The following is a 14,324-nucleotide window of genomic DNA, read 5'->3' as shown; positions in this document are numbered from 1 at the left end:
GCCGTCGTCGTAGCTCATGCTGTGCCGGCCGGGTACGGCGCCAGCGTGGTCAGGCGCGGATCGTCAACCGGGCCGCCGACGGTGAAGTGATAGTCCAGTCCACGGTGCAGCCCCGAACGCCTGGCTTCGCAAGATCAGCAGACCTGATCGCCGCCAGCCGGCCGCTGACCGCAGCTGAAGCGCCCCGGAACAAGCAGAGACTTGCGCGGGATTTCCGTACTTTTTCCGTACCGCCAAGAAAAAAGCACTTGGCGTTTCCGCTAAGTGCTTGATCTCTCTACAGAATTTGGTAGGCGCGATTGGACTCGAACCAACGACCCCCACCATGTCAAGGTGGTGCTCTAACCAGCTGAGCTACGCGCCTGGGAAGGGCCGCACTCTATCACGGCGACCCGGCGTTCTCAGCGTCTGCGGGCGCCGCGCACGCCGTCGATGCGGCACACGTCGGCGAGCACCGGTGCCAGTCGCGCGGAGTCGGCCACTTCGATCGTGAAGCTCATCCACGCGGTGCCTTTGAGCGACTGGGTGTGGACGCCCACCACGTTCATCTTTTCTTTGGCGAACAGCTCGGAGATGTCGCGCAGCAGGCCCTGGCGGTCGCTCGCTTGGACGACCACGTCCACCGCGTACAGCGCCGCGCCGTCGCCGAGCGCCCCGCCCCAGCCGACCGGGATCACACGCTCGGGCGAGTGGGCCGCCATGTCACGAAAATTGGCGCAGGCCGCACGGTGAACGGCCACGCCCTTGCCGCGCGTCACGTAGCCGCCGATGGCGTCGGGCGGCGCCGGCTTGCAGCAGCGCGCCAAGGTGGTGAGCAGCGAGTCGACGCCGACCACCAGCACGCCGCCCTTGGGCCGGGACTCGGCGCTGGGGCCGCGCGAGAGGCGCTGCGTGAGCAGCTCGTCGGCGTCGGGTCGGGGCTCGCTCGGGCGCAGCAGGGACTCGACGGTGCGCAGCGATAACTCGTCCTTGCCAACCACTTCGAACAGCGCCTCGGCGTTGCGAAAACCGAGCTGGCTGGCCAGCTCGTCGTGCTTGATCGCGGTGCGGCCTTCACGCTGCAGCAGCTTCTCGATCGCCTCGCGCCCGCGGGCAACGGTCTCCTGCTGGCCCAGTGCGTTGAACCAGGCACGCACCTTGGCGCGGGCGCGCGGGCTTTGCAGGTAGCCCAACTCGGGGTTGATCCAATCGAGCGACGGGCCGCCCTCTTTGGCCGCGACGATCTCCACCGTCTGGCCGCTCGCAAGCGCGGTGTTGAGCGTGACCATGGCGCCGTCGACCTTGGCGCCGCGGCAGCGGTGGCCGAGGTCGGTGTGCAGCGCATAGGCAAAGTCGACCGGCGTGCTGCCGGCCGCCAGCTCGATGATCGCGGCCTGCGGCGTGAACACGTAGATGCGGTCTTCAAACAGCCCCGGCCCGACCGCTGCCCCGCCCTCGCCCTGCGCTTGACCCTGGCCCTTGTCACTGGCGGGCTCAGTCAGTTCGCGCTCCCAGGCCAGCAGCTGCCGCAACACCGCCTTGCGCGCCTCTGCGATCCGACCCTCGAAGTCGCCTGCCGCGCTCACGCCGCCGTAGCCGCGCGGTCCCGCCTCCTTGTAGGCCCAGTGCGCGGCAATGCCACTCTCGGCATGCTCGTGCATCGCGCGGGTGCGAATCTGGATCTCGACGGCCCGCCCCGCATCGTCCTGCACCACGCTGTGCAGCGACTGGTAGCCGTTGGGCTTGGGCCGCGCGATGTAGTCGTCGAACTCCTCGGGCACGGCCCGCCACAGCTCATGCGCGCGGGCGAGCGCGGCATAGCAGGCCGGCACGTCGCCCACGATCACGCGCAAGGCGCGCAGGTCGTGGACGCGCGCAAAGTCCAGGCCCTTGCCCTGCATTTTTTTCCAGATGCTGTAGAGGTGTTTCGGGCGCCCCTGCACCTCGGCACGCACGCCGGCCTCGTGCAGCGCGCGCACCAGCCGCTGGCGCACCGCCTCGATACCGTGCTCGCGCTCGACACGCGTCTCGTCGAGCAGGCGGGCCACCTGCTGGTAGGCCTCGGGCTCGAGGAAGCGAAACGCCAGGTCCTCGATCTCCCACTTGATCTGCCAGATGCCCAAGCGGTTGGCGAGCGGCGCAAACACCTGCATCGACTCGCGCGCCAGCGCCGCGGGACAGGGCTGCTTGCTCGCGGCGTAGTGGCGCAAGGTCTGCAGCCGCGAGGCCAGGCGCAGCAGCACGACGCGCAGGTCGCGTGAAAAAGCCAGCAGCATCTTGCGCACGCGCTCGACCTGCGCCGCCTGCTGCGAGGCGCCCTGCGCCGCGTCGCCGAGCGCCTCGCGCGCGTTGCGCTGCAACTGCACGAGCTTGCGTGTGTGGGCGACCAGGCTCGCGTAGCTTTCGCCCCAGGCCTTGGCGATCACTTCTTCGGGCCGGGCGAGGTAGTCGCCCGCGTAGACGAGGTAGACCGCGGCGCACAGCGAGGGCGCCGCGCCGATCGCGCGCAGCAGCGCTGCCACGCCGTCGGCATGCGCGAGCGCGTCCTCGCCGGTGTCCAGGCGCTCGCCCGCGAGCAGCGGTTCGGCAAAGGCGCGGGCCCGCGCCAGCACCGCGTCTTCGCGGCGTTCGCCTTCGCGCGCCTTGCTCTCGTCGGCGCCGATCTCGCCCGCCAGCACGACGATCGGAGCGGCGCCGCTGGGCGGCTCCGGTGCTGCGGTCTTCATGACGCGGCGAGAAACTCCCGCACGAGCGCCACTTGGTCCGGCGCCACCAAGGTCGGTGCGTGGCCGATGCCAGGCAGCTCGACAAGCCGAGCGCGCGGGCCCCGCTCGGTCATGGCCTGGGCCGTGGCGTGCGAGAGCAGGTCGGAGTCGCCGCCGCGGATCAACAAGGTCGGGCCGCTGAGCGAGTCGTAGCGCTGCCACAGCACGGCCTCGCCGGCTGCGGCGAGCTCGGGCGTCACCGACTTGAAAGGCAGCGCGATGCGCGGGTCGTAGTGCGAGACGAAGCCATCGCCCTGCCCATCGTTGGCGGCCACCAGCTGCGCCCGCGTGAGCGCCAGCCACTGCTCGCGCGTGTGCGGACCAAATCCCTGCGAAATGCTCCACAGGTAATCGGCGCCCTCGTCAAAGGTGGCAAAGCGGCGCGGCACGCCGACATAGCCACCGATGCGCTGCACCGCCGCGGCACTGAGCGCCGGGCCGACATCGTTGATGACCAGCCGGCGCACCATTGATTCGCCTTGGCGGTCGCGCAGCGAGGCAACGCACAGGCCGATGAGGCCGCCCATCGAGGTGCCGACCCAATCGACCTGCGCAACGCCCAGGCGCGCCAGCAACGCGACCATGTCGGCCACGTAGGCGGCCACCTGGTAGCCGGCCGGGTCGGCCAGCCAGTCGGAGCGGCCGCGGCCCACCACGTCGGGGCAGACCACGCGGTAGTCGGCGCTGAGCGAGCGCGCCAGGGTGTCGAAATCGCGGCCTTGGCGCGTGAGGCCGTGCACACAGACGACCACGCGCGGGTTGCTTCGCTCGCCCCACTCCCAATAGGCCATGCGGTGCAGGCCCGACGCATCGAGACCATTGACGAAATGCAGCTGCGGTTCGGTCATCGTGAATCCCGTGAGTGATATTTATCGATAATCATGGCACCCAAGGCACCGAGGAATACAGACCATGTTCAAAGGCAAGACTGCGCTCGTCACCGGCTCCACCAGCGGCATCGGCCTGGGCATCGCCGTGGTGCTGGCGCGCCAGGGCGCCAACATCGTGCTCAACGGCTTCGGCGACACCGAGCCAGCGCGCTCGCAAGTGGCCGAGGCGGGCCGGGTCCACGGCATCAGGCTCGGCTTTCACGGCGCCGACATGAGCAAGCCCGCCGAGATCGAGGCGCTGATGGCCCATGCCGAGGCCGAATTCGGTGGCGTCGACATCCTGGTCAACAACGCCGGCATCCAGCACGTGGCGCCGGTCGAGGACTTTCCCGTCGCACGCTGGGACGCCGTCATCGCCATCAACCTCAGCTCGGCCTTCCACACCACGCGCCTGGCCATGCCCGGCATGCGGCAGAAGAACTGGGGCCGCATCATCAACATTGCCTCGGCGCACGGTCTGGTGGCCTCGCCGCAGAAGTCGGCCTACGTGGCGGCCAAGCACGGTCTGGTGGGCTTTACCAAGTCGATTGCACTCGAGACCGCCACCACCGGCATCACCGTCAACGCCATCTGCCCCGGCTGGGTGCTTACGCCGCTGGTGCAAAAGCAGATCGACGATCGCTCCAGGCGCGAAGGCATCACGGTGGCAGAGGCCGAGCGCGACCTGCTCGGCGAGAAGCAGCCTTCGCTGCAATTCACCACACCCGAACAGCTCGGCGAGTTGACGGTGTTCCTGTGCTCTGCGGCCGCCGCCAACGTGAGGGGCCAGGCCTGGGCGGTCGATGGCGGCTGGACGGCGCAGTAGGCCAGTCGCTCGACGCGTTGCCCGAAGCGGGCCTACTTCACCAGCGCCACCGTCCCGCTGACGGTGGCGCTCAACACCCCCTTGCCGGGCTCCGTCGGCACCGGCGCATCCATCGAGGCCACCGACGCCTCGCTCCTGCGATACATCACCGGCCGCGGGCCGCCCTGCTCGGCGCTTTGCACCGACACCTCGCGCAGCACGTAGCTGCTATAGCCGAACTGCTTGGCCAGCTCGCTGGCCCCGGTGCGGTATTTCTGGATCGCTTGCGCGGTGACCTCGGCATCATGCTTGTCGGCCAGCTCGCGCGAGATGCTGTAGCCCACGCTGGTGACGTTCATGCCGGTCAGTCGCCCCGCCGTCTGCGCCACGCGCGCGCTGTCCTTGCCTTCGAGCACCAGCTCGGCCTGGCCCTGCCAGCCGTTGATGCGGCCTTCCTTGCCGTAGCGCGGCTGGAGCGAGAAGTTGCCGGTGCGCACCTCCATCGCGCCGGCTTGTGAGGCTTTCTTCGCTTCGGCCAGCGCCGCGTCGAGCACCTGCTTTAGCTGCGCCTGCACGGCGGCGGCGTCGGTGCCCTCCTTGACCACTTGCAGCGTGATGCCGAGCAGGTCCTTGGTGACTTCGAGCGTTGCGCTCGTCGTGAAGCTGAGCAGGTTTTCGCGCGCTGGCGACTCGGCGGCAAGCGCGGCCGGGGCGCAAGCAGCAAGCGCGAGCGTCACGGCAAGCACCATGCGCACGGGAACAAGTCGAAGGTAGAGCGACATCGGTGAGTCCTTTCGAGAAGGGTCGGCCAGTAAATCGCACAACGTGTTGCCATCACGCTTGGCTGACTGCCAAGGCCCGATCTGGCCTGCTCGCAAGATTTGTAACAGCGGGTCAAACCAGACGTTTACGGCGAAACCGCTGCGCACAATGGCGCTGTTACAAATATGGAGCTGCGATGAATGCCACCGCTAACACCCAACGTGCCGATCGCATTGTCGTGGTCGACGACGACGCCCGCATTCGCGACCTGCTGCGCCGTTACCTCACGCAAGAAGGCTTCGAGGTGCTGCTCGCCGAGGACTCGAAGGCTCTCAATCGCGTGATGACGCGCGACACCATCGACCTCATCGTGCTCGACCTCATGCTGCCCGGCGAGGATGGCCTGTCGATCTGCCGGCGCCTGCGCGCCAACAACGACACCACGCCGATCATCATGCTCACCGCCAAGGTGGAAGACGTGGACCGCATCGTCGGTCTGGAGGTCGGCGCCGACGACTACCTGCCCAAGCCGTTCAATCCGCGCGAACTGCTGGCGCGCATTCACGCCGTGCTGCGTCGCCGCCCCACCTTGGAGGCGCCGGGCGCGCCCGCCAAGGAGGCGCAGACCGTCACCTTCGGGCCGTTCGAGTTCGACCTTGCGCTGCGCCGGCTCGCCAAGGACGGCGAACAGATTGCGCTCACCACTGGCGAGTTCTCGATGTTGAAGGCGCTGGTGCGCCACCCGCGCCAGCCGCTGTCACGCGACAAGCTCGCGCAACTGGCGCGCGGACGTGAGTTCGAACCCTTCGACCGCAGCCTGGACGTGCAGATCTCGCGGCTGCGCAAGATGATCGAGCCCGACCCCGCGCAGCCGCGCTACATCCAGACGGTGTGGGGGGTGGGCTATGTGTTCGTGCCGGACGGCGCGTCGTGAGCATCGATCCGCCGGCCACGACGCCATGAAGCGCCGCCGTGCTTGACCCCGGCCTGCGCGCCGAGCGCGCGCGCCGGGCCTCGGGCGGACGCAACAGCCAGACGCGCGGGCGGCCCACGCTGCTGCGCGTGCCGCGCTTCGCGATGAGCCTGTTCTGGCGCACCTTCATCCTGCTGGCGGTGCTGCTCGGCGCCGGCATCTTCGCCTGGCTGCAGACCTTTCGTGCGCTCGAGTTCGAGCCGCGCGCGGTGCAGGCGGCGCAGCAAATCGCCAGCCTGGTCAATCTTTCGCGCGCGGCGCTGCGCTATTCCGACGCCATCAACCGCGTGACGGTGGTCAAGGCGATGAGCGACCAGGAAGCGGTGAAGGTCGTGCCGCGCGAACCGAAAGACCAGTTCGAGCCCTTCGAGGTCGACCGCTTCAGCCGCGCCGTCGGGCAGGAGCTGCGTTCGCGGTTGGGGCCGCATACCGTGGTCGCCAACAGCGTGAACGGCGTGCCGGGGCTGTGGGTGGGCTTCAACATCGAGAACGATCCCTTCTGGCTGCAGGCCGACCCCAAGCGCGTGCAGGCGGTGGCGGGCAGCACGTATTTCGTGTGGACTTCGATCGCGCTGCTGGCCACGGTGCTGGGCTCGGCGGTAATCGCGGGCTTGATCAATCGCCCGCTCAAGGAACTGTCGTTCGCCGCAAGTCGCATCCGCGACGGCGAGTACGAGTCGCAGCTCGACGAATACACCATGACGAGCGAGATCCGCGAAGTCAACATGGGCTTCAACCGCATGGCGCGCGAACTCGCCAAGGTGGAAGAAGACCGCGCGGTAATGCTTGCTGGCATCAGCCACGACCTGCGCACGCCGCTGGCGCGCATGCGCCTGGAAACCGAGATGAGCGTGGTGGATGAAGACGCCAAGCGCTACATGGCGGCCGACATCGACCAGCTGGACGCGATCATCGACAAGTTCATGGACTACGCGCGCCCCGGCGTGGTCAAGCTCGTGCCGGTTCACCTGTCGAGCGTGGTCGACCGCGAGATCGCGGCGTTCAGGGACCCGACACAGATCCGCATCGAGTCGCGCGTGGCGATCGACACGCGCGTCATGGCCGACGACACCGAGCTCGGCCGCGTGCTCGCCAATTTGTTCGAGAACGCACGCCGCTACGGCCGCAGCAGCGACACCGACGTGGCGCAAGTAACGGTGAGCTACGCGCGCACCGGCCCCTGGGTGATCGTGAGCGTGCGCGACCACGGCCCGGGCGTCGCCGCTGAAAAATTGAAGCAGCTCACTACCCCGTTCTTCCGCGGTGACGTCGCCCGCACTGCCGCCACCGGCGCCGGTCTGGGTTTGGCCATCGTCGAAAAAACGGTGCAGCGCATGGGCGGCACCTTCGAGCTCGCCAACGCCAGCGATGGTGGGCTGGTCGGGCACATCCGCCTGAAGAAAGCGCCCTGAAGGGCGGCAGCCGTTGGCGAGCGCGGTACCCGCAGAACAACCGGCCGGATTCGAAGTGGCAGCGCGGTCCGCGGCGGCAAATTCCTGACGCGCCGGCCTCGCCGCAACGCTCAGGCGTCCGGCCGCACCAGCAACGCCACCGCGCGCGCCTCGATCGCGCGGCCCTCGCCCACCGGCCCCATGTTCTCGGCCGTCTTGGCCTTCACGTTGACCTGCTCGGACGCCACGCCCAGACAGGCCGCGATGGACGCCACCATCGCCTCGATGTGCGGCGCCATCCTCGGCGCCTGCGCGATGATGGTCGCGTCGATATTGCCCACCGCCCAGCCGGCATGGCGCACGCGCTCGTAAGCCTCGGTGAGCAGCCGGCGCGAATCGGCACCGGCGAAGTTCGCCTCGGTGTCGGGGAAGTGCCGGCCGATGTCGCCCAGGCCGGCCGCGCCGAGCAGCGCATCGGTAATGGCGTGCAGCAGCGCGTCGGCATCCGAGTGGCCGGCGAGGCCGTGCGTGTGCTCGATCTCTACCCCGCCGAGCACGAGCTTGCGACCTGTGACCAGGGCATGCGTGTCCCAGCCCTCACCGATGCGGAACTTCAAAGCAGTCATGCGCGCGTCCTGAGTAGCCGTTCGGCCAACGCAAAGTCGGCCGGCCAGGTGAGTTTGAAGTTCTCGAGTGAGCCGCGCACGAGGCGCGGCGAATGGCCGAGCAACTCGACGGCGCTCGCCTCGTCGGTGACCGCGTCGCCGGCTCGCGCCAGCGCCTCACCGAGCAGCCCAAGGCGAAACATCTGCGGCGTCTGCGCCTGCCAGAGGCTGCGTCGGTCGAGCGTGAGCGCGACGCGCTCGGCGTCACCGGGCGACCCACGCTTGAGCGTGTCGGCCACCGGCAGCGCGAGCAAGCCGCCGACCGCATCGTGCTCGCAGGCTTCGATCAGGCGCTCGATGTCGCTCGGCAGTACGAGACAGCGCGCCGCATCGTGCACCAGCACCCAATCGTCGTCGCGCACGCCGCGCTCGCGCAGCGCGGCCAGACCGTTGGCCACGCTCGCGGCCCGTGTCGCGCCGCCCACGCGTGCGGTCCAGCAAGCGGCCTCGCCGGCATGGCGCTCGAACTCGCCGTCCGCAGCGGAGAGGACGACCAGCGTACCGGCCAGTCGCGACACGCCCGACAAGGCGGCGAGCGTGTGCCAGACCACGCTGCGCCCGCCCACCGCCCGGTACTGCTTGGGCCCGCCCGCGCCGGCGCGCTCGCCCGCGCCGGCACAGGGCACCAGCGCATAGCAGCGGGCTGCAGACGAACGACTCACCATCGCACCGGCACCGGATAGCGGTGGATCATCGGGTCGGGCGTCAGCAAGGTCATGCCGTGCTGCACCGCCTGGCACACCAACAGGCGGTCGAAGGGATCGGTATGCACGGCCGGCAGCCGGTCCAGCAGCAGGGTGTCGGCCTCGCCAAGCGGCAGGGGCTCGATGCCGTGGCGCTCGCGCTCACGCGGCACGTAGCGCGCGGGCACATCGGACAGCGGCAACTTGCCCAGGCTGTACTTGACGGCGATCTCCCAGGCTGACACGGCCGAGAGAAACACCTCGTTGGCCGGGTCGCGGAACAAGGCCGCGGCTTCGGCGCTGAGCAACGCGTCGCCGCGCACCGCCCACAGAAAGCTGCAGGTGTCGAGCAACAATTTCATCGACGCCCGCGAGTTGGAGATGACGGCGCGAGCGGATCGTTCGCGGAAGGCGCGGCGCCGGTCAGCGCGCTCATGAAATGGTCGGGAAGCGGCTCGAAGAAGGCGGCGGGGAGCGGTATCCCGGCGTCGGCCGCCTTGCCGATGGGTCGCGGCTTGCGCGTCGGCACGCGCGTCACGGCAACCAAGCGTGCCACCGGCTGGTTGCGGCGACAGATCAAGACCTCTTCGCCGCGCTCGGCGGCAGCGAGGTATTCGGCCAAGTTGTCTCGAACCTCATGAATGTTGGGATTACGCATGGACATAATCAATGACATAAAGTTGTACAAGTCTAACCGGATCTTCGGCTGCTGATGGCAACGCCCGTCGGGCGTGCGCCGAGCCCCCACGTCCGCCAGCGGCAGCGCGGCTGCCTACAATCGCTTCGCGCCCCGCCACTTGCCGCGGGGCGCTCTGCCTTTCCGTGTCCGCATCGATGCAAATCCCCTCGCTCGCCCCCGGCAAACGCTACACACTGCCGCGCCCCACCGGCTCGGCCGACGCGCTACAGCTCGCGCGATTTGCACAAGCCGAGAAGGCCGCCGGGCGCCGCACCGCCATCGTCACCGCCGAGCCGGCCGACACCCAGCGACTGCAGGACGAACTCGCGTTCTTTTCCCCCGGCCTGCGCATCGCCGTGTTCCCCGATTGGGAGCTGCTCCCCTACGACAATTTTTCGCCGCACCAGGACCTGATCTCCGAGCGGCTGGCCACGCTCTGGCGCATCCGCCAGGCGCGCGCCGGTGACGAGGTCGACGTGGTGCTCATGCCCGCCACCACGGCGCTGGTGCGCCTGGCGCCGCCCTCCTTCCTGGCGGCCTACACCTTCAACTTCGCGCAGAAGCAAAAGCTCGACGAAGCCGGCCTGAAGGCGCAGCTCACGCTGGCGGGCTACCAGCATGTGAGCCAGGTGGTGTCGCCGGGCGAATACGCGGTGCGCGGCGGCCTGATCGACCTGTTTCCGATGGGCTCGCGCGTGCCCTATCGGGTGGACCTGTTCGACAACGAGGTCGACTCGATCCGCACCTTCGACCCCGATTCGCAGCGCAGCCTCTACCCGGTGCCCGAGGTGCGGCTGCTGCCGGGGCGCGAGTTCCCGATGGACGACGCCGCGCGCACCGCGTTTCGTGCGCGCTGGCGCGAGCGCGTGGAGGGCGACCCGACGCGCTCGCGCATCTACAAGGACATCGGCGCGGGCATCGCCACGGCGGGCATCGAGTTCTACCTGCCGCTGTTCTTCGACGAGACGGCGGCGATCTTTGATTACCTGGGCGCCGATGCGCGCGTGGTGCTGCATGGCGAGGTCGATGCGGCCTTGCAAAAATTCTGGGGTGAGACGCGCGAGCGGCATCGCTTCTTACAGCATGACCCGGAGCGGCCGATCCTGGCGCCGCAGGCAATTTACTTGACGCCGGAGGAGTTCTTCAGTCGCTGTAACGAGCATGCACAGCTCTCGTTGCGGGGAGGCGCGCCGCACGAAGCGCACGATGGCATGGCCCCTCCCCCCGCTGGGGAAAGGTCGGGATGGGAGCCCGCGGGCGCAGGCCCCCACCCCAGCCCTCCCCCAAAGGGGGAGGGAGCAATGTGGGCTCGGGCGCTGCCAGATCTCGCGGTCGAGCGCGGTTCGCAAGACCCGCTGCGCAAGTTGGAGTTGCATCTCGCGGCCACGGCTGCGTCCAACACGCGCGTGCTGCTCGTGGCCGAAAGCGACGGCCGGCGCGAGAGCGTGCTCGAGCTGCTGCGCGACCACAAGCTCGAGCCACCGTCGGTCGAATCGCTCGCTGCGTTCGAGGCCAGTGACCACCGCTACGCCATCACCGTGGCACCGCTCGCGGCCGGCTTCCTGTGGGAGCGTGGCCTAGGGCAAGCCAGCATCGAGTTCGTCACCGAGACCGAGCTGTTCGACGCCGCGCCCACCGTGCGCCGGCGCCGCCGGCAAGAGCAGACCAGCGACGTCGACGCGCTGATCAAAGACCTCTCCGAGCTCAAGGTGGGCGACCCGGTCGTGCATGCCAACCACGGCATCGGCCGCTACGTCGGCCTGATCCACATCGATCTCGGCGAAGGCGACACCGAGTTCCTGCACCTCGAATACGCCGACAAGGCCACGCTCTACGTGCCGGTGGCGCAGTTGCAGCTCATCAGCCGCTACACCGGCGTGAGCGCGGACGAGGCGCCGCTGCACCGCCTGGTCTCCAACCAGTGGGACAGGGCCAAGCGCAAGGCCGCCGAGCAGGTGCGCGACACCGCCGCCGAGCTGCTCGACCTCTACGCCCGACGTGCGGCGCGCGAGGGTTTCGCGTTCCGCTTCTCGCCGCAGGACTACGAAGCGTTCGCGGCGAGCTTCGGCTTCGAGGAAACGCCCGACCAGCGCGCCGCCATCCACGCCGTCATCCAGGACATGGTCTCGCCACGCCCGATGGACCGGCTGGTGTGTGGCGACGTCGGATTCGGCAAGACCGAGGTCGCGTTGCGTGCCGCCTTCGTGGCGGTCACCGGCGGCAAGCAGGTGGCGTTGCTGGCGCCGACCACGCTGCTGGCCGAGCAGCATTTCGGAAACATCACCGACCGCTTCGCCAAGTGGCCGGTGAAGGTGGCGGAGATGTCGCGCTTTCGGTCGACGAAGGAGATCAAGGCCGCGCTCGCGGGCCTGGCCGACGGCACCATCGACATCGTGATCGGCACGCACAAGCTGCTCTCGCAAGACACCAAGTTCGCCAATCTGGGCCTCTTGATCATCGACGAGGAACACCGCTTCGGCGTGCGCCACAAAGAGGCGATGAAGGCGCTGCGGGCCGAGGTCGACGTGCTCACGCTCACCGCCACGCCGATACCGCGCACCCTCGGCATGGCACTCGAAGGCCTGCGCGACCTGAGCGTGATCGCCACGGCGCCGCAGCGGCGCCTGGCCATCAAGACCTTCGTGCGCAGCGAGTCCAACGGCACCATCCGCGAGGCGGTGTTGCGCGAGTTGAAGCGCGGCGGCCAGGTCTACTTCCTGCACAACGAGGTGGAGACGATCGAGAACCGCCGCCGCAAGCTCGAAGAGCTGATCCCCGAAGCACGCATCGCCATTGCCCACGGCCAGATGCCCGAGCGCGACCTGGAGCGCGTGATGCGCGAGTTCGTGGCGCAAAAGCACAACCTGCTGCTGTGCTCGACGATCATCGAAACCGGCATCGACGTAGCCACCGCCAACACCATCGTGATGAGTCGCGCCGACAAGTTCGGCCTCGCGCAGTTGCACCAGCTGCGCGGGCGCGTCGGCCGTTCGCACCACCAAGCCTATGCCTACCTGATGGTGCCGGACATCGAAGGCCTGTCCAAGCAGGCCGCTCAGCGCCTGGAGGCCATCCAGCAGATGGAAGAACTGGGTTCGGGCTTCTACCTCGCCATGCACGACCTCGAGATTCGCGGCGCGGGCGAGGTGCTGGGCGAAAACCAGAGCGGCAACATGATGGAGGTAGGCTTCCAGCTCTACAACGACATGCTGGCGCAGGCGGTGCGCGAACTGAAGGCGGGCCGCGAGCCCGACCTGCTCAGCCCACTCAACGTCACCACCGAGATCAACCTGCACGCCCCCGCCCTGCTGCCCGACAGCTACTGCGGCGACGTGCATGTGCGGCTCTCGCTCTACAAGCGCCTGGCCACCGCCGACAAGCTCGACAAGATCGACGCCATGCTCGAGGAGATCGTCGACCGCTTCGGCAAGCTGCCGGCGCAGGCGCAGACCTTGTTCGACACCCACCGCCTGCGCGTGCAGGCCAAGGCCTACGGCGTGCAGAAGGTCGACGCCGGCCCGCAGGCCATGAGTGTGAGCTTTCGCCCCAACCCGCCGATCGATGCGCTGCGCATCATCGAGCTGGTGCAAAAGAACCGCCACATCAAGCTGGCCGGCAACGACAAGCTGCGCATCGACAAGGCGCTGTCGGATCCCAAAGACCGGGCGCAGTTCATACGCGACGTGCTGCGGTCGTTGGGCACGCCCAGGGCGCTGGAGCCGGCCTAGCAAGGCGAGGCTCGCGATGGCCTACCGGCACACCCTCGGCGGCGAGCGCTACCGCTTCGCCGACCTCAAGGACGTGATGGCCAAGGCCACGCCGCTGCGCTCGGGCGACCAGCTCGCGGGCATCGCCGCCGCGACGGCCGCCGAGCGCATGGCCGCGAAGATGTGCCTGGCGGAATTGCCGCTTTCGCACTTCCTGAGCGAAGCGCTCATCCCCTACGAAACCGACGAAGTCACGCGCCTCATCGTCGACACGCACGACGCCGCCGCCTTTGCGCCGGTGGCCCACCTCAGCGTCGGCGACTTCCGCGACTGGTTGCTGTCCGACGCCGCCGACGAAGCCACGCTCACCACCCTGCGCCCCGGCCTCACCCCCGAGATGGCCGCCGCGGTGAGCAAGCTCATGCGCCACCAGGACCTGATCCTGGTCGCGCGCAAGTGCCGCGTCGTCACGCGCTTTCGCAACACCATCGGACTGCCCGGCCATTTGGCGGTGCGGCTGCAACCCAACCACCCGACCGACAGCCCCAAGGGCATCGCGGCCTCCATGCTCGATGGCCTGCTCTACGGCGCGGGCGATGCGGTGATCGGCATCAATCCGGCGAGCGACAGCGTGCCGGCGCTGGTGCAGCTGCTCAAACTGATGGACGAAGCCGTGCAGCGCTTCGAGATCCCCACCCAGACCTGCGTGCTCACGCACGTGACCAACACCCTCGAGGCCATCGAGATGGGCGCGCCGGTGGATCTGGTGTTCCAGTCGGTGGCCGGCACCGAGAAGGCCAACGCCGGCTTCGGCATCAACCTCGCTCTGCTGCGCCAGGCGCATGCGGCAGCGCTGTCGCTCGGGCGCGGCACGGTCGGCGACCACTGCATGTACTTCGAGACCGGCCAGGGCTCGGCGCTCAGCGCCGACGCGCACCACGGCGTGGACCAGCAGACCTGCGAGGCACGCGCCTACGCGGTGGCGCGTGCTTTCTCGCCGCTGCTCGTCAACACCGTGGTCGGCTTCATCGGCCCGGAGTACCTGT

12 protein-coding genes and 1 tRNA gene are annotated in these 14,324 nt (G+C 68.6%); 5 read left to right on the top strand and 8 right to left on the bottom strand.

The features are described 5' to 3' along the window. Window positions 1–287: 287 nt before the first annotated feature. From RMO12_RS11555 to RMO12_RS11545, 3 genes are all read right to left on the bottom strand, one after another. A tRNA-Val gene (locus tag RMO12_RS11555) sits at window positions 288–364 on the bottom strand. A gap of 37 nt (window positions 365–401) precedes the next feature. After that, window positions 402–2,705, bottom strand: a complete 2,304-nt coding sequence (locus RMO12_RS11550) for a bifunctional (p)ppGpp synthetase/guanosine-3',5'-bis(diphosphate) 3'-pyrophosphohydrolase (RefSeq protein ID WP_309639399.1) — start codon at window positions 2,703–2,705, stop codon at window positions 402–404. Further along, window positions 2,702–3,592 (bottom strand): alpha/beta hydrolase, encoded by an 891-nt coding sequence (locus RMO12_RS11545; RefSeq protein WP_309626345.1) that lies wholly within the window; start codon window positions 3,590–3,592, stop codon window positions 2,702–2,704. The genes RMO12_RS11550 and RMO12_RS11545 overlap by 4 nt, the downstream gene beginning before the upstream one ends. Window positions 3,593–3,656: 64 nt before the next feature. Between RMO12_RS11545 and RMO12_RS11540 the strand changes: the two genes are divergently transcribed. Continuing rightward, on the top strand, window positions 3,657–4,439 hold the full coding sequence (locus RMO12_RS11540) for a 3-hydroxybutyrate dehydrogenase (protein ID WP_309626346.1): 783 nt from the start codon (window positions 3,657–3,659) through the stop codon (window positions 4,437–4,439). Window positions 4,440–4,471: 32 nt separating this feature from the next. Here RMO12_RS11540 and RMO12_RS11535 read toward each other — a convergent pair whose 3' ends face one another. After that, complete coding sequence (locus tag RMO12_RS11535) at window positions 4,472–5,200, bottom strand: SIMPL domain-containing protein (RefSeq protein WP_309639398.1); 729 nt, start codon at window positions 5,198–5,200, stop codon at window positions 4,472–4,474. 176 nt (window positions 5,201–5,376) lie between these two features. Here RMO12_RS11535 and ompR point away from each other — a divergent pair, with 176 nt between their 5' ends. Beyond that, complete coding sequence (gene ompR, locus RMO12_RS11530; protein ID WP_309626348.1) at window positions 5,377–6,114, top strand: two-component system response regulator OmpR; 738 nt, start codon at window positions 5,377–5,379, stop codon at window positions 6,112–6,114. Window positions 6,115–6,257: 143 nt separating this feature from the next. Further along, a complete protein-coding gene (locus RMO12_RS11525; RefSeq protein ID WP_309626358.1) occupies window positions 6,258–7,565 on the top strand; it encodes an ATP-binding protein in 1,308 nt (435 codons plus the stop codon). A 110-nt stretch (window positions 7,566–7,675) separates the two neighbouring features. Here the strand turns inward: RMO12_RS11525 and ispF are convergent, their stop codons facing one another. Genes ispF through RMO12_RS11505 form a run of 4 tightly spaced genes read right to left on the bottom strand, consistent with a single transcriptional unit; the run spans window position 7,676 to window position 9,580 of the window. Continuing rightward, window positions 7,676–8,170 (bottom strand): 2-C-methyl-D-erythritol 2,4-cyclodiphosphate synthase, encoded by a 495-nt coding sequence (ispF, locus tag RMO12_RS11520; protein ID WP_309639397.1) that lies wholly within the window; start codon window positions 8,168–8,170, stop codon window positions 7,676–7,678. Next, window positions 8,167–8,874: a 2-C-methyl-D-erythritol 4-phosphate cytidylyltransferase gene (gene ispD / locus RMO12_RS11515; RefSeq protein WP_405029668.1), complete on the bottom strand. Its 708-nt coding sequence runs from the start codon at window positions 8,872–8,874 to the stop codon at window positions 8,167–8,169. The genes ispF and ispD overlap by 4 nt, the downstream gene beginning before the upstream one ends. Next, the gene (locus RMO12_RS11510; RefSeq protein ID WP_309626351.1) at window positions 8,868–9,254 is read right to left on the bottom strand and encodes a type II toxin-antitoxin system VapC family toxin; all 387 of its coding nucleotides are present in this window, start codon (window positions 9,252–9,254) and stop codon (window positions 8,868–8,870) included. The genes ispD and RMO12_RS11510 overlap by 7 nt, the downstream gene beginning before the upstream one ends. Beyond that, the gene (locus RMO12_RS11505; protein WP_309639395.1) at window positions 9,251–9,580 is read right to left on the bottom strand and encodes a type II toxin-antitoxin system prevent-host-death family antitoxin; all 330 of its coding nucleotides are present in this window, start codon (window positions 9,578–9,580) and stop codon (window positions 9,251–9,253) included. The genes RMO12_RS11510 and RMO12_RS11505 overlap by 4 nt, the downstream gene beginning before the upstream one ends. A 146-nt stretch (window positions 9,581–9,726) precedes the next feature. On the opposite strand from RMO12_RS11505, the gene mfd reads away from it, so the two are divergent. Further along, window positions 9,727–13,299 (top strand): transcription-repair coupling factor, encoded by a 3,573-nt coding sequence (gene mfd / locus RMO12_RS11500; protein WP_309639394.1) that lies wholly within the window; start codon window positions 9,727–9,729, stop codon window positions 13,297–13,299. A 16-nt stretch (window positions 13,300–13,315) separates the two neighbouring features. Then, a partial coding sequence (eutB, locus tag RMO12_RS11495; protein ID WP_309639393.1) for an ethanolamine ammonia-lyase subunit EutB occupies window positions 13,316–14,324 on the top strand: 1,009 nt, incomplete at its 3' end.

Origin of the sequence: Methylibium sp. (assembly GCF_031393925.1) — a bacterium.
In the GTDB taxonomy this organism is placed as follows: Bacteria; Pseudomonadota; Gammaproteobacteria; order Burkholderiales; family Burkholderiaceae_C; genus Methylibium.
Note: the sequence above shows the minus strand (reverse complement) of the source record. Positions and strands in the feature narration are given on the sequence as shown.